The sequence below is a fragment of the Bradyrhizobium sp. in8p8 genome (genome assembly GCF_000426845.1).
In the GTDB taxonomy this organism is placed as follows: Bacteria; Pseudomonadota; Alphaproteobacteria; order Rhizobiales; family Xanthobacteraceae; genus Bradyrhizobium; species Bradyrhizobium japonicum_C.
Genome location: NZ_AUGD01000002.1, coordinates 546103 through 561480 on the forward strand (window position 1 = coordinate 546103; position 15378 = coordinate 561480).

General features: G+C 65.1%; 16 protein-coding genes. 11 read left to right on the plus strand and 5 right to left on the minus strand.

Annotated elements, in window-relative coordinates:
- Nucleotides 1–5 precede the first annotated feature (5 nt).
- The 3 genes from K408_RS0108085 to K408_RS0108095 all read right to left on the minus strand — a co-directional run bounded on the left by K408_RS0108085 (nt 6) and on the right by K408_RS0108095 (nt 2615).
- Nucleotides 6–491 (minus strand): hypothetical protein, encoded by a 486-nt coding sequence (locus K408_RS0108085; RefSeq protein ID WP_024338102.1) that lies wholly within the window; start codon nt 489–491, stop codon nt 6–8.
- Between the two features lie 165 nt (nt 492–656).
- The gene (locus K408_RS0108090; RefSeq protein WP_024338103.1) at nt 657–1109 is read right to left on the minus strand and encodes a DNA polymerase III subunit chi; all 453 of its coding nucleotides are present in this window, start codon (nt 1107–1109) and stop codon (nt 657–659) included.
- A 6-nt stretch (nt 1110–1115) separates the two neighbouring features.
- Nucleotides 1116–2615, minus strand: a complete 1500-nt coding sequence (locus K408_RS0108095) for a leucyl aminopeptidase (protein WP_024338104.1) — start codon at nt 2613–2615, stop codon at nt 1116–1118.
- Between the two features lie 334 nt (nt 2616–2949).
- On the opposite strand from K408_RS0108095, the gene lptF reads away from it, so the two are divergent.
- The 9 genes from lptF to K408_RS0108140 all read left to right on the plus strand — a co-directional run bounded on the left by lptF (nt 2950) and on the right by K408_RS0108140 (nt 12892).
- Nucleotides 2950–4119, plus strand: coding sequence for an LPS export ABC transporter permease LptF (lptF, locus tag K408_RS0108100; protein ID WP_024338105.1), 1170 nt, complete (start codon nt 2950–2952; stop codon nt 4117–4119).
- Nucleotides 4116–5213 (plus strand): LPS export ABC transporter permease LptG, encoded by a 1098-nt coding sequence (gene lptG / locus K408_RS0108105; protein WP_024338106.1) that lies wholly within the window; start codon nt 4116–4118, stop codon nt 5211–5213. Before lptF ends, lptG begins: the two co-directional genes overlap by 4 nt.
- Entirely contained in the window at nt 5213–7699 is a 2487-nt protein-coding gene (locus K408_RS0108110) for an LPS-assembly protein LptD (protein WP_024338107.1), read from the plus strand. The genes lptG and K408_RS0108110 overlap by 1 nt, the downstream gene beginning before the upstream one ends.
- A gap of 59 nt (nt 7700–7758) precedes the next feature.
- Complete coding sequence (locus K408_RS0108115) at nt 7759–8694, plus strand: peptidylprolyl isomerase (RefSeq protein WP_024338108.1); 936 nt, start codon at nt 7759–7761, stop codon at nt 8692–8694.
- Nucleotides 8694–9719 (plus strand): 4-hydroxythreonine-4-phosphate dehydrogenase PdxA, encoded by a 1026-nt coding sequence (pdxA, locus tag K408_RS0108120; RefSeq protein ID WP_024338109.1) that lies wholly within the window; start codon nt 8694–8696, stop codon nt 9717–9719. Before K408_RS0108115 ends, pdxA begins: the two co-directional genes overlap by 1 nt.
- Complete coding sequence (gene rsmA / locus K408_RS0108125) at nt 9719–10573, plus strand: 16S rRNA (adenine(1518)-N(6)/adenine(1519)-N(6))-dimethyltransferase RsmA (RefSeq protein WP_024338110.1); 855 nt, start codon at nt 9719–9721, stop codon at nt 10571–10573. Before pdxA ends, rsmA begins: the two co-directional genes overlap by 1 nt.
- Nucleotides 10574–10598: 25 nt before the next feature.
- Nucleotides 10599–11657 (plus strand): alcohol dehydrogenase, encoded by a 1059-nt coding sequence (locus K408_RS0108130; protein WP_024338111.1) that lies wholly within the window; start codon nt 10599–10601, stop codon nt 11655–11657.
- A gap of 76 nt (nt 11658–11733) precedes the next feature.
- On the plus strand, nt 11734–11970 hold the full coding sequence (locus K408_RS0108135; protein ID WP_024338112.1) for a hypothetical protein: 237 nt from the start codon (nt 11734–11736) through the stop codon (nt 11968–11970).
- Between the two features lie 205 nt (nt 11971–12175).
- Nucleotides 12176–12892 carry a Crp/Fnr family transcriptional regulator gene (locus K408_RS0108140; RefSeq protein WP_024338113.1) on the plus strand — a complete coding sequence of 239 codons (717 nt, stop codon included), beginning with the start codon at nt 12176–12178 and terminating at the stop codon, nt 12890–12892.
- Between the two features lie 13 nt (nt 12893–12905).
- Here the strand turns inward: K408_RS0108140 and K408_RS0108145 are convergent, their stop codons facing one another.
- Entirely contained in the window at nt 12906–13643 is a 738-nt protein-coding gene (locus K408_RS0108145; RefSeq protein ID WP_024338114.1) for a Crp/Fnr family transcriptional regulator, read from the minus strand.
- Between the two features lie 154 nt (nt 13644–13797).
- Between K408_RS0108145 and K408_RS0108150 the strand changes: the two genes are divergently transcribed.
- The gene (locus K408_RS0108150; protein WP_024338115.1) at nt 13798–14037 is read left to right on the plus strand and encodes a hypothetical protein; all 240 of its coding nucleotides are present in this window, start codon (nt 13798–13800) and stop codon (nt 14035–14037) included.
- A gap of 17 nt (nt 14038–14054) precedes the next feature.
- Complete coding sequence (locus K408_RS0108155; RefSeq protein WP_024338116.1) at nt 14055–14756, plus strand: Crp/Fnr family transcriptional regulator; 702 nt, start codon at nt 14055–14057, stop codon at nt 14754–14756.
- A gap of 388 nt (nt 14757–15144) precedes the next feature.
- Here K408_RS0108155 and K408_RS41990 read toward each other — a convergent pair whose 3' ends face one another.
- Nucleotides 15145–15336, minus strand: a complete 192-nt coding sequence (locus K408_RS41990; protein WP_155251388.1) for a hypothetical protein — start codon at nt 15334–15336, stop codon at nt 15145–15147.
- Nucleotides 15337–15378: the final 42 nt, after the last annotated feature.

Here is a 15378-nt window from a genome sequence, read left to right on the forward strand (position 1 = left end):
AGAGCCTAAGCAGACTTCTTCCTCGGCTTCGCTGCCCTCGGCACCGGCTGCGGTTCGGGATTGCCTTCGATCGAGGACAGGCGGCCGGAGGTGAACGTGTAGATGCCCGCGCGCGGGCCGGTGGCCCAGGTGACGACCGCGACGCGCCGGCCCGCGGCATCGTTGGAAAGATTGACGGTCGAGGGCGCACCGATGCCGCGCACCACGTCGCATTCGGTGTGGCCGAGCGCGACTGTTCCCCCCATCGGCGCGGGTGCAGTCGTCGAGGCATTGGCATCGGCCGGTCCGGGAGGCGGCGTCATGCCGGGACAGGCGCCGTCGGCGCTGACGAGGTCCTCGGGTCCGACCGGCTTATCGGGCGTCAGCGGCGGCGACTCGATCGAGATGTTCTTGATGAAGAGCCGGCCGGGCTTCTGGAACCATGCTGCGTCCTTCGACAACAGATCGGTCCCGCCCGAGCAGCCCGCGACCAGCGGTGCCACGGCGGCCAACGTAATCATGAGCGAGCCGGGAAGCTTTTGATGTCGCACGATAAACTAATTCCCCGCGTGAAGGACCAGCCCTAAACGATTGTCCCAACATCCCTTTGCGGCACGAAGGTGGCCGAAGCCAGCATCGCTCGAAAAGTGCAAATTATCATTAATTGCGAACGGCGGCTAATTGCGCTTCTGCCACCGGCCGCGCTCGTCGGCCTGCCAATAGGTGACATCAAATCCCCGCGCCTTGCAATCCGTCCAGACCGTGCGGGCAATCGCCAGCGCGTCCGGATCGTCGCCATTGAACAGCAGCACCATGCGCTCGTAGCCCTGTGCGTCCTCGGGCAACGCGGCGTTGTCGATCAGGAAGCGGACATTGGCGCCGTTGGGATTGCCCCCCTCGATCGCCAGCACGATGGGCTGATCGGCGGCGTCGTTCACCCGCCACGTCGCGTGCGGCAGGAAGGAATCGTCGCGATAGGTCCACAGATGCGCGTCGAGCGCATCGGCGCGCTCCTCAGAAGTCGACTGCACCACGACGCGCCAGCCGCGCTCGAGCGATTTCTCGAGAAGCGGCGGCAACACATTCTCTACCGTCATGTCTTGCAGATGGTAGAACAGCACTTCAGTCATTTCAGGTCATTTGCGCTCATAATGGTCGGAGACCAGGCGATCGAGCAGGCGGACGCCGTAGCCGCTTCCCCAGCTCTGGTTGATGTCGGTCTTCGGCGCGCCCATGGCGGTGCCCGCGATGTCGAGATGCGCCCAAGGCGTGCCGTCGACGAAGCGCTGGAGGAATTGCGCTGCCGTGATCGAGCCGCCGTGGCGGCCGCCGGTGTTCTTCATGTCGGCAAACTGCGAATCGATCAGCTTGTCGTATTCGGGACCGAGCGGCATCCGCCAGACCTTCTCCCCGCTCTCGATGCCGGCCGTGAGCAGCCGGTCGGCAAGCTCGTCATTGTTGGAGAACATGCCGGCACGCTCGGTGCCGAGCGCCACCATGATCGCGCCGGTCAGCGTCGCCAGATCCACCATGAATTTCGGCTTCACCTTTTTCGCCACGTACCAGAGCACGTCGGCCAGCACGAGGCGGCCCTCCGCATCGGTATTGATGATCTCGATGGTCTGGCCCGACATCGAGGTGACGATGTCGCCCGGCCGCTGCGCGTTGCCGTCGGGCATGTTCTCCACGAGGCCGATGGCGCCGACCACGTTGACCTTGGCCTTACGCGCAGCGAGCGCATGCATCAGGCCGACGACGCAGGCCGCGCCTCCCATGTCGCCCTTCATGTCCTCCATGCTGCCGGCCGGCTTGATCGAGATGCCGCCCGTGTCGAAGCAGACGCCCTTGCCGACGAAAGCAACCGGTGCCTCGCCTTTCTTGCCGCCGTCCCAGCGCATGATCACGGTGCGGCTCGGCCGTGCGGACCCCTGCCCGACGCCGAGCAGCGCGCCCATGCCGAGCTTCTGCATCGCCTTGACGTCGAGCACCTCGACCTTGACGCCGAGCTTGCGGAGCTGAGCCGCGCGGCGCGCGAATTCTTCGGGAAAGAGCACGTTCGGCGGCTCGTTGACGAGATCACGCGCGATGATCACTCCGTCGATGACGTGGCCGGCCGAGACAAACGCCCTCTTCGCTGCACCGGCATCCCCAACCGCAAGCGAGATGTCGGCGCGCAGGCCGCCCTCCTCGCCGTCCTTCTTCCTGGTCTTGTAACGGTCGAACTTGTAGCTGCGCAGCCGCAGGCCCGAGGCGATCGCAACGGCCTGCTCGCTGGTCATGGCACCGCCGGGCAGCTCCGCCATGATGGTCATGGCGCTGGCGCCGGCGGGCAGCTTGCTGGCGGCCACGCCGCCGAACTTGAGGAAATCGTTCGCCTTCAGGCCGGTCGCCTTGCCGGCCCCGATCACGATGAGCCGGGTCGCCTTCACGCCCTCCGGGGCCAGAATGTCCAGCGCAGCCCCGCTCTTACCTTTGAAGGCGGCGGCGGCGGCCGCGCGCTTCACGATCTCGTTGGCGCCCCCCAGCGCCTTGGTCGTGGCCGGGCCGAGTTTCAGGCCATCGTCGCAGAACACGACCACGATGCCACGGGGGGCGGCAGACAACGGGACAAAGCCGACCTTGATGGCATCGGACATGGATAGCTCCTCCAAAACATGGGCTTATCGCGATCGGACGCCCCGCGCGCAGGCGTAGCTGAACGGCGATTCACTGGACATTGTCCACTATGGGCCACTCGCCCAGCAGATGCCAAGCACCCCCGTGGCCGCCGGGCCACAACACGGGAAATATTAACCATATAATGACGGCGCCACGGGGCAGCCATTTTGTTGACGGATCAAAGGGATGCTAGTGAGAGAATAGCGTGGCGGAAGAGGTTTCGCCCAACCTTGGGGATCCCCGTCGGGGATTGGTTGGGCGGCACGGGTTCCGGCCGGCATCGGGGTCTTGGTGGGATTCGTGCGGTAGCGCATGGGGTCGATCGACAGGTATATCTTCCGCACGACGCTGGCGTCGTTTGCGCTCGTCCTGGTCAGCCTCACCGGCGTGATCTGGATCACGCAGGCGCTGCGCGGCATCGACCTGATGACGAGCCAGGGGCAGACCATCCTCACCTTCCTCGGCATCACCAGCCTCGTTATCCCGGCACTGGTGCTGATCATCTCGCCGATCGCGCTGATGATCGCGATCTCGCACACACTGAACAAGCTCGCGACTGATTCCGAGATCATCGTGATGAACGCGGCGGGCTTCTCACCCTTCCGGCTGTTCTATCCGTTCTTCTACGCCACCTGCGTCGTGGCGCTGCTGGTCGCCTTCATCGCGGCCTATCTCGCCCCCGACGGCATGCGCCGGATCAAGCAGTGGGATGCCGAGATCACCGCCGACGTGCTCACCAACATCTTGCAGCCCGGTCGCTTCGCTCAGCTCGACAAGAACCTGACGATCCGGATCCGCGAACGCCAGCCCGGTGGCATTCTCGCCGGCATCTTCATCGACGACCGCCGCGACCCGAACGAGCGCGTTTCGATCGTGGCCGAGCACGGCGAGATCGTGAAGAACGAGACCGGATCGTTCCTGGTGCTGGAGACCGGCAATCTCCAGCGCTTCGAGGCCGGCAAGCGCGATCCGGCACTGGTGGCCTTCGGCCGCTATGGCTTCGACATGTCGAAATTCTCGGGCCAGGGCCGCGACGTCACCCTCGGCATCCGCGAGCGCTATCTGTGGGAGCTGTTCTCGCCCTCCGAGGACGATCCCGTCTACAAGCAGATTCCCGGGCAGTTCCGCTCGGCGCTGCACGACAGCATCCTCGCACCGGTCTATCCCTTCGTTTTCGCGGTGCTGACGTTCGCGTTCCTGGGCGCGCCGCGCACCACCCGCCAAAGTCGCAATTTCTCGATCGGCTCCTCGATCCTCGCCGTGTTCGGCCTGCGCATGGCCGGCTTCGCCTGTTCGGTCATGGCGGTGAAGTCGCCGGGCGCGGTGCTGGTCCAATACGCGATGGTCGCAGGCGGGATCGGCATCGGGCTCGCCATGATCATCGGCGGCGTGGTGGTCGAGCCGCCTCCTGGCCTGATGGAGGCGATCAACAGATCGAATGCACGGATCGCGCGGCTGTTCGGACGTCCGGCCGCCGCATGAGCATGCTCACCAATACGCTCGGGCGCTATTTCGCCGGCCGCTTCGTGGTCGCGGCGCTCGGCGTGTTCGGCGGCATTTTCCTGCTGCTGGTGCTGGTCGACTACATCGAGATGGTGCGCAAGACCTCGGGCCTGGCATCCGCCTCGGCGATCATGGTGGCCGAGACCTCGCTGTTCCGGGTGCCGCAGCTCCTGGAGAAGCTGACGCCGTTCTGCATGCTGATCGGCGCCATGACGTGCTACCTCGCCCTCTCCCGCCGGCTCGAGCTCGTGGTGGCGCGCGCCGCCGGCATTTCCGCCTGGCAGTTCATCGCACCGGCGCTCGGCAGCGCGCTGCTGATCGGGGTGATCGCCACCGTCGCCTACAATCCGATGTCGGCGAACCTGCGCGAGCTGTCCAAGCGCATGGAGGCCGAGCTGTTCGGCTCGGCGCCCGGCGGCGGCATCCAGGACGCCTCCGGCTTCTGGCTCAATCAGGTGACCAGCGACGGCCAGACCATCATCAATGCGGCGCGCAGTGAGCAGCAGGGCATCCGACTCACGGGGCTCACGCTGTTCCGGTTTGACCCGGACCAGCACTTCAAGGAGCGGGTCGAGGCACGCGAGGCGACGCTCGAGGCCGGCCGCTGGGTGTTCAAGGGTGTCCGCCGCTTCTCGCTGGACGCACCGCCCATCGACCAGGCCAGCCTGGAGATTCCGACCACGTTGACCGAGGCACAGGTCCGCAACAGCTTTTCCACCCCCGAGACTGTGTCCTTTTGGCAACTACCGAGCTACATCCGCTCCTCCGAAAGCTCAGGCTTCGCGACAGCCGGATACCGACTCCAGTATCAGAAGCTGCTGGCGCAGCCGTTTTTGCTGGCGGCCATGGTGATGCTGGCGGCTTCCGTATCGCTGCGCTTCTTCCGGATGGGCGGCGTGCAGAAGATGGTTTTGAGTGGCGTGGGCGCAGGCTTTCTGCTCTACGTTCTGTCGAAAGTAACTGAGGATTTGAGCAAGGCTGAGTTGATGCATCCGATCGCTGCGGCGTGGCTGCCCGTTGTGGTGGGCGGCCTCACCGGCTTTTTGGCCTTGCTCTATCTGGAGGACGGATAGTGACTGCCGTCCGCCGAGGGCTCGTGTCTCGTTTGACGCGGCGCACATCAGTGCGCGCGAACGGGTGCGGTTTGTCCGTCCGCAGACTCCTGATTGCTGCCGTCGCTGCGGCCTCGCTCGGCGGGCTGATCGACGTTGCAGCCGTGACGCCGTCCCACGCCCAGTACACGTATAACCCGCTGCCGCCGCGTCCGAAGCCGCCGAGGGCCCCCAACGACAACCAGATGCTGGTTCAGGCGACCGAGGTCAATTACGACTACAACAACTCGCGCGTCTCCGCGGTCGGTAACGTCCAGCTGTTCTACAACGGCACGAGCGTCGAGGCCGACCGGGTCATTTACGACCAGAAGACCAAGCGGCTGCACGCCGAAGGTAACATCCGCATGACGGATGCCGACGGCAAGATCACCTATGCCGAGATCCTGGATCTCTCCGACGATTACCGCGACGGTTTCGTGGATTCGTTGCGCGTGGACACCGCCGACCAGACCCGCATGGCCGCGAGCCGCGCCGACCGCTCCAGCGGCAACTACACCGTGTTCGAGAACGGCGTCTACACGGCTTGCGCGCCGTGTAAGGACGACCCGAAGAAGCCACCGCTGTGGCAGGTCAAGGGTGCGCGCATCATCCACGACCAGCAGGAGAAGATGCTGTATTTCGAGACGGCACAGATCGAATTCTTCGGCGTGCCGCTCGCCTACATGCCTTATTTCTCGACGCCCGACCCTACCGTGAAGCGTAAGTCCGGCTTCCTGATGCCGGGTTATATTTCCGGCACCGACAACACGGGCTATGGCGTCGAGGTTCCCTATTATTGGGCGATTGCGCCCGACATGGACGCAACCATCACCCCCCGCTTCTTGTCTCGGCAAGGCGTGCTGATGCAGGGCGAATTCCGCCAGCGCCTGATCGACGGCGCGTACCAGATCCGCGCTTACGGCATCAACCAGCTCGATCCCGGAGCATTCGCCGGGCAGCCCGGCGACCGCGATTTCCGCGGCGCCATCGACACCAAGGGTCAGTTCGCGCTGAACGACAAATGGGTCTGGGGCTGGGACGGCGTCCTGATGTCCGACTATTATTTCTTCTCGGACTACCGGCTCTACCAGTACCGCGATCCGCTCGGCTCGTTCCTGTTGCTGCCGACGGAAGCGCTGTCGCAGCTCTATCTGACCGGCGTCGGCAACCGCAGCTTCTTCGATGCGCGCACGATGTACTGGCTGAGCTATTCGGGCAACCAGAGCCAGGTGCCGATCGTCTATCCGGTGATCGACTACTCCAACGTGCTCAATTATCCGGTCTTCGGCGGCGAGTTCAGCTACAAGACCAATTTCGTGAACCTGTCGCGTGACGAGGCGGTGTTCGATCCGATCACGACGGTCGCCAACACCAACAGCCTCTGCACCACGGCGTCGGCCGATCCGCTGGCCCGGATGCCCTCGCAATGCCTGCTGCGCGGCTTCCCGGGCACCTACACCCGCCTCACGGCGGAAGCGCAGTGGCGCAGATCCTTCACCGATCCGTTCGGCCAGATCTGGACGCCGTTCGCCAGCCTGCGCGCCGATGCGATCAACTCCTCGGTCTCCAACCAGCCCGGCGTATCGAACTACCTGCCCGTCGGCGACACCCAGGCGTTCCGCCTGATGCCGACCGTGGGCCTGGAGTACCGCTATCCCTTCATCAACATTCAGCCCTGGGGCTCGACCACCGTCGAGCCGATCGCGCAGGTCATCATCCGGCCGAACGAGACCTATGCCGGCAGGCTGCCGAACGAGGATGCCCAGAGCCTGGTGTTCGACGCCTCGAACCTGTTCAGCGTCGACAAGTTCTCCGGCTACGACCGTGTCGAGGGCGGCGGGCGCGCCAATGTCGGCGTGCAGTCCACCACGCAGTTCGATAGGGGCGGTGCCGTCAAGGTGCTGTTCGGCCAGTCCTATCACCTGTTCGGCCTGAACTCCTTCGCGGTCCAGGACACCATCAACACCGGCCTCAATTCCGGCCTTGACAAGCCGCGGTCCGATTACGTCGCGAGCGCAAGCTACTCGCCCAACAGCACCTACACATTCAGCATCCGCTCCCGCATGGACGAGCAGACCTGGAACGTGCAGCGCTTCGAGGCGGAGGGCCGCGCCAACTTCAATCGCTGGTCGGTCAGCATGCTCTACGGCAATTACGCGCCGCAGCCGGAGCTCGGCTATCTGACGCGCCGCGAGGGCATCCTGACCACGGGCTCGCTGAAGGTCGCTGCCAACTGGGTGGTGTCGGGCTCGGCGCGCTGGGACCTCGAGGCCAACAAGATCAACCAGTATGTGCTCGGTGCCGGCTATGTCGACGATTGCTTCGTGCTGGCGGCGAACTATGTAACTTCGTATAGGTATTCCGCGGGTACCGCACCGCCCACGCTGAGCCACGCGTTCATGTTCCAAATCGGTCTGCGCACGCTGGCGAACTCGTCGACGACCAGCAGTTCCGCCGGCCTCCAGTGAACGGTTCGAGGTGCCGGCCGCGTTTGCCCCGTCAACGCGACTGACATGCGAGCGACATCATGATGATCCCATTGCCTGTCTTCCGCCTCCTTCTCGCTATCTGTGCCGGACTGATGCTGACCGGCCTGCCCTCGCCATTGCGCGCGCAGAACATCGTCGTCATGGTCAATGGCGATCCGATCACCGATTTCGACATCGAGCAGCGCACCAAGCTCACCCAGCTGACGACGCAGAAGACCCCGAGCCGGCAGGAGGTCATCAATTCGCTGATCGACGACAAGGTGAAGCTCAAGGAAGGCAGAAAGTACGGTGTCGATCCCGGCGTTTCCGACATCAACCAGTCCTACGAGGGCATGGCGCAGCGCATGCGCATCACGCCGGAACAGCTCACCAAGTCGCTCGAATCCAAGGGCGTCCGCCCGGAGACGCTGAAGGGCCGCATGAAGGCCGAGATGGTCTGGACCAGCCTGGTGCGCGGCCGCTACAAGGAGCGCCTCCAGGTCGGCGAGCGCGACGTCGCGCAAGCCGTGCAGGCCCAGACCGGCGAGAAACTCCAGATCGAGGGCACCGAGTACAAGATGCAGCCGATCGTCCTGATCGTGCCGCGCGGCTCGTCGGCGACGTTCCTGGAAACGCGGAAGAAGGAAGCCGAGGCCTATCGCGCCCGGATCGGAAGCTGCGAGGAAGCCAACTCGCTGTTTCGCTCGACCCCGAACGCCACCATCCGCGACACCGTCACCAAGACCACGGCTGAACTGCCCGAGCCGCTGCGCAAGGTACTCGACGATACGCCGATCGGCCACCTGACCGCGCCCGAGATGACCAAGAACGGCATCGAGATGGTGGTGCTGTGCTCGCGCAAGCCGACCATGATCGACACGCCGAAAAAGCGCGAGGTTCGCGAGAAGATGTATCAGGAGAAGTACGAGAAGACCCAGAAGGCCTATCTCGAAGAGCTCCGCAAGGCGGCGATGATCGAATATCGCAACCGCTGATGGCCGAGCCTTCTTCAGAGCGCCCGGCAAAGCCCCTTGCCCTGACCCTGGGAGAGCCCGCCGGGATCGGCCCCGACATCACGATCGCGGCCTGGCTCAAGCGCCGCGAACTGAACCTGCCGGCCTTCTACCTGCTCGGCGACGAGGACCTGATCGCGCGGCGTGCCAAGGTGCTCGGCGCCAACATCAGGATCGCCGGGGTGAGCCCCAGCGATGCCGCTTCCGCTTTCACTGACGCCCTTCCCGTGGTCGCGACCGGCGAGCGCGCGAGCGCCGAGCCCGGCAAGCCCGACACTTCCAGTGCGCCGGCCGCGCTCGCCTCGATCCGGCAGGCGGTCACCGACGTTCGCGCGGGTCGCGCCGGCGCCATCGTCACCAACCCCATCGCAAAGAGCGTGCTTTACCGCGCCGGCTTCCGTCATCCCGGGCACACCGAGTTCCTCGCCGAGCTCGCGGCGGAGAACGGCCGCGTGCCGCAGCCGGTGATGATGCTGTGGTCGCCACAGCTCGCCGTGGTGCCCGTCACCATCCACGTCTCGATCCGCGATGCGCTGGGAGAACTCACTAGCGAGCTGATCGTCTCGACCGTTCGCATCGTCGCCACCGCACTGAAAGCCCGCTTCGGCATCGCAAAGCCGCGCATCGCGGTCTCGGGCCTCAATCCGCACGCCGGTGAGGACGGCTCGCTCGGCCACGAGGAGCAGACCGTGATCGCCCCGGCGCTGAAGGTGCTGCGCAACGACGGCATCGAGGTCAGGGGCCCGCTGCCGGCCGACACCATGTTCCACGCGGCCGCGCGACAGACCTACGACTGCGCGGTCTGCATGTATCACGACCAGGCACTGATCCCGGTCAAGACGGTCGCCTTCGACGACGCCGTCAACGTCACGCTCGGCCTGCCCTTCGTCCGCACCTCGCCCGATCACGGCACCGCCTTCGACATCGCGGGGACGGCCAAGGCCAATCCCGCCAGCCTGATCGCGGCGCTCAAGCTTGCGAGCCGCATGGCCGCTTCCCAAGGCTGATGAGCGCGATCGACGACCTCCCGCCGCTCCGCGAGGTCATTCGCCAGCATGCCCTCTCGGCCCGGAAATCGCTCGGCCAGAACTTCCTGCTCGACCTCAACCTGACCGCACGCATCGCGCGCGCCGCCGCACCGCTGGACGAAGCGACCATCGTCGAGATCGGCCCCGGCCCGGGCGGGCTGACGCGCGCCTTGCTCGCGCTTGGTGCCCGCCGCGTCATTGCCATTGAGCACGACGAGCGCGCAATTCCGGCGTTGCAGGATATTTCCACACGCTACCCCGGTAGGCTCGAGATCGTGCATGGCGATGCCATGACCTTCGATCCGCGCCCGCTGCTCTCGGGCGAACGTACGAAGATCGTCGCCAATCTGCCTTACAACATCGCAACCCAGCTTCTCATCAACTGGCTCACCGTCGAGCCGTGGCCGCCTTGGTACGAGATGATGGTCCTGATGTTCCAGCGCGAGGTCGGCGAGCGCATCGTGGCGCGCGAGGACGAAGAGGCCTATGGCCGGCTCGGCGTGCTCGCCAACTGGCGCTGCGAGACCAAGATCCTGTTCGACATTTCACCGTCCGCCTTCGTGCCGCCGCCGAAGGTCACCTCTTCCGTCGTGCGTCTCGTGCCGCGCCCAGAACCCCTGCCGTGCGATCGCAGGCTGCTGGAGCAGGTCGCAGCCGCGGCGTTCGGCCAGCGCCGCAAGATGCTGCGGCAGAGCCTGAAGCCGCTGGGCGTCGATCCCGCGCGGCTCGCGCAAGCTGCGGGCGTCGATGCGACGCGGCGCGCCGAGACAATTCCGATCGCCGGCTTTGTTGCCATGGCGCGTGAATTGGCGGATATACGCAGCGAAACGTGACAATCAGAATTTCGGAGGAAGAAATATGGCGCTGATGCGCAGGCAATCCCTGGTCAAGTTCGATGCGCCCTTGTGCGAGACCATCGTCGACACGCCCAAGCCGCAAGGCCGCGAGGTGCTGGTTCGCATCGAACGCTGCGGCCTTTGCCATTCCGACCTGCACATCCAGGACGGCTATGCCGATCTCGGCGGCGGCAAGAAGCTCGACACCACGCGCGGCATGACGCTGCCCTTCACGCTCGGCCACGAGATCGCCGGCATCGTCGATGAAGTCGGCCCCGACGTGCCGGCAAGCCTCGTCGGCGCCAAGAAGGCCGTCTTCCCGTGGATCGGCTGCGGCCAGTGCCGCGACTGCGCCAACGGCGACGAGAACCTTTGTGTGAAGCAGCGCTTCCTCGGCGTCTCCATTGACGGCGGCTTCGCCACCCACGTGCTGGTACCCGACGCGAAGTATCTGCTCGACTACGATCCCCTCCCCGTCAACCAGGCCGCGACACTGATGTGCTCCGGCGTCACCGCCTACGGCGCACTCAAGCGCCTGGTCGATCGCCCGCGCCAACGCAATCTCTTGCTGATCGGCCTCGGCGGCGTCGGCATGATGGGCCTGTCGTTCGCGCAGGCCATGTTCAAGCAGCCGATCACCGTCGCGGATCTCAGCCCGGCCGCGCGCGACACCGCGCTGAAGAACGGCGCCGCCGTCGCGTACGACCCAGCCGAGCCCGACGTGATCAAGCGCATCCTCAAGGAGACCGAGGGCGGCTTCGACGAGATCGTGGATTTCGCGGGCAACGAGAAGTCGATGGCCTTCGCGGTCGCAGTCGCCGCGCGCGGCGGCAAGATCGTGGTCTCCGGCCTGATGGGCGGCCAGTTTACCCTGCCCATGGTGCAATGGGTCTATAAGCGCATGACCATCGAAGGTTTCATGGTCGGCACGTTGGCCGAGGCGCACGAGCTGATGGCGCTGGCACGCGCCGGCAAGATCAAGCCGACGCCGATGCGCGAGGAGCCGATGGGCGATGTCCAGAAATGGATCGACGAATTGCGCGCCGGCAAGGTCGTCGGCCGCATCGTGCTGAAGAACTGACTGACGCCAGCGGCGGGCCTGGCACAAGTCTCGCCCGCCGCACGGAACGCCTGCGGGCCCGCCGCGTTGGCAGCGCATGTCTATTCGCTGTACCGTCGAAAGCGCATTCTTTATCGCCTGGGGCTGCCTGGAGAAGAGCGGCGAGCTCGGCCCCCCCGACGCGAGCGCAAATCTTCTGCTCGATGCCATCGAAGCGCAGCTCCGGACCGGCGAGCGCCGAGACTTGATGCTCGCCAACAAGGCCATCGATGCCTATCGCGCGCACGCGGCACAAGACCGATCCTTGCGGGACTGCGAAGCGCACTTCGGATAATGTTCGTTGCCGCCCGTCGGGCCCTCCGGCCCTAGCGGCGTTCGGCTGTAGCCGTGATGTCAGCGATCGCCCAAGATCCCGGAAGCCGAAAGCGAAAGTTTTGTAACGGCTGAACATCCGTTGTGTGCACTTTGGAACCGTCGGTTCCGCCGCGGAAACGTAGGTTGCACGCTGGCGCCGATTCCCGGCCCCAAGAGAACCCAACGTGACCGGTCGGCCCCAGAACGATCTGCTCCGGCAGCTCAACCATCAGGATTTCGAGCTGCTCGCGCCTCACCTCCAGCCGGTCGAAGTCGAAACGAGCCATATCCTGCACCACGCCGGAGACGGCATGGCTGCAGTTCATTTTCCCTGCGGTCCCACGCTCGTGTCGTTCGCCGTGCCAGTCGAGGACGATCGCGAGGTCGAGAGCCTGCTGGTCGGGCGCGAGGGAGCGGTGGGCATTGCCTCCGGCCGCACCCCTTCGCTCGCCTATTCGCGCATCGTCGTGAAGCTCGGCGGCACGCTCTTCCGTCTGCCGCTCCGCGCATTCGAGCAGGCGCAGCAGAGGTCGGCGACACTCCAGGAGTCCTTCTCGCGCTATGCCGACTGCCAGTTCGCGCAGTTGCTGCAGACCGCAGCCTGCAACGCGGCACACTCGATCGAGCAGCGCGCTGCCAAGTGGATCATCTCGGCCCAGGAACGTGTCGGTGGCGCCGAAATTCCCCTCACCCATGAGCAGCTCGCAGGCATGCTCGGCGTCTCCCGCAGCTATGCCAGCCGCGTCATCCAGATGTTCAAGGCAAGGCGCATCCTCGCGACCCGCCGCGGCGCCATCCTGATCCTCGACGCGGCAGCGCTCGAAGCAAGAGCCTGCTCCTGCAACGACTGGGTGAAGAAGCATTTCGACGAAGTGCTGGGCGCGGCAATTGCCGGCGGTTAGCAATCCTCCAACGTCACGCCCGCGGCGACGACTGCCGCTTAAGGTGCAGATAGGCCGGACTGAAATCGCCGAGCCGCTGCAGCTCGCGCCATTTCAGCACGACGAGCTCGCCCTCGCGCAGGTCCATGGCTCCGCTCCGCCGAAGGTCGGCGAGTGTCCGGTTCACCGTCGCGATCGCCATGCCCAGCGTCTCGCCGAGTTGGCCCAGGCTGATCGGCACGGGGCAGCGATTGCCGCGGACCAGTTGCGCCGCGCGGGCGCGGTAGAACAGCTCGCAGAAGAGGTGCGCCATCCGCGTCTGCATGGACCGGGCGCTGTTGTTGGTGATGGCCTCCCGAAAGATCGCTGCGTCGAGCAGCGTCTCACGCCAGACGGCCAGCCCAAAGTTCGGCCGCCGCCGGAACGCGACGAACAATTCGCGATGCGGGATGAACGCGACCGTGGCCGGGCCGAGCGCACTGAGCCCGTGATCCATCTGGTCGATGAACAGGCCCTGCGCATCCGGCAGGTCGCCGGTGAGGTGAAACGCCAGGTATTGCCGCCGCCCGCTGCCGAGCAGGTGGTAGCGCGCGACCATGCCAGAGACCACCAGCGCCGAATGCTCGGGTTCGTCGCCCTGGCGGATGAAATCCTCATTGGGGTCGAAATCGCGCAGCGTGAAGGTGAGCGCGCGGATCTCCGCGATATCCTCCTGTGCGAGTTCGGTGTGCTCGCCGAGGTTCCGGATCAGCACGTCTTGGGCTCTTTCCATGGGGCCGCCAAAATGGCGCCGGTCTATCAAATGATACGTCCGGCTCGGGTTCAGCGGACTAGAACGCGGATCGGAAGCACAGGTTGCTAGCCGACCAGCGCCCCATCAGTCGCATCCCGTTCCGTTGCCCTCGACGCGAGCCGAGCCGCCCTTCATGAGCCCTACGACGATCCTGGAGCGCATCCGTAGCCTGTTCCCGCCCCGGGCGAGCGAGCACCTCGACAGCATCGGCGATGCCTTCGAGAACGGCATGATGAAGGAGCCGATCCGGCCGATGTCCGATCAGGAACTCGCCCGCGCCATCCGCGAGTTCCGCGCCGCGCCGGCCTCCGACTGGACCATCGCAAAACTCTCGCGGCGCTCCGTCGGGGCGTCGGTGCCGCGGGACGCCTGAACCAGCACGCGAGACTCATGCCGTATTCGAAGTTCATCGCGCGTCTCCAGGCGATCGAAGGCCTATCGGAGGAGGAACGCCGGCAGGTGGCCGCCCTGCCTTCTGCGCTGCGCCAGGTCGCCGACGGCGAGATCGTGCTGCGCCAGGGCGAGTCTGCCTCGCGCTGCGTGTTCGTCGTCAGCGGCTTCCTCTACCAGGCGCGCATCGTCGGCGACCGCAGCCAGATCCTCGCGTTCCACGTTCCCGGCGACATGCCCTGCCTGCACACGCTGCTGGTCTCGCCGATGGATGCGGATCTGGTCGGACTCGGACCGACCATCGTCGGCACGGTCGCACACAGCCAGCTCAAGCAGTTGCTCGACGGCTCCATCCATCTGACCCGCGCCTTCTGGCGCGAGACGCTGATCGACGCGGCAATCTCGCGGCAATGGATCGCGCGCCTCGGCGCACAGGCAGCGCTGCCCAAGGTGGCACATCTCATCTGCGAGCTCGCCGCAAGGCTGGAGGTCGTCGGCCTTGTCAAGGACGGCTGCTTCCAGATGCCTATGACGCAGCGCCACGTTGCGGACGCCTGCGGATTGTCGATCGTCCACGTCAATCGCACCATCCAGGAGCTGAGGCATCGTGAATTGATTGCCTGGGAAGGCAGCGAAATCGAGCTGCTTCAGTCGGATGAGCTGCGCAGGTTAGCGGATTTCAGGCCTGACTATCTGAGCTGAGCGCGCGTAGACGTGTGATTACCCCCCTCCACGCGGCTTTGTCCGCCAGGCGCTGAGCAGCGTGCCGCCGCTCCCCATCACGGGATCCGTCTTCGGCCTCCGAACCTTCGCGATGCCGCCCGGCGGGGCAATGAAGAAATCCGGCTCGAAGACAATCGTGTAGCCGAACCGCGGCTCGCCGCCGCGCCGGCGAGCCGAACATCGCGGCAAGGATGCAAATGGCCGACTCATCCCATAGGAGAGCTTGACGCCCTTCTCGTATCGCTGATGATTGCGTCGCGTGGTCATTTGGCTATAGTTGGCCATTGGCTCTTTCGCACTGCGCATGAGTGGATCTGAGCATCTCGATCATCTGATTGGCCGCATCTACGAGGCCGGGCTGGTACCTTCATTGTGGCCCGAGGTCCTCAATGAAATCGGTATCGCCGTCGGCGGGAATGGCGGCCTGCTTTTTGCCGTACGCGACGGCTATGTCAGTGGGATCAATTCCGCCAACCACGACCAGACCATGCCGCTTTTCCTGAAGGAGGGATGGAGCGAGCGTGATCCGTTGCTGCCGCGTGCGGCCGCACTCAACCACGCCGGCTTCCTCGTTGATGGAGACCTTCTATCGGAGCACGAG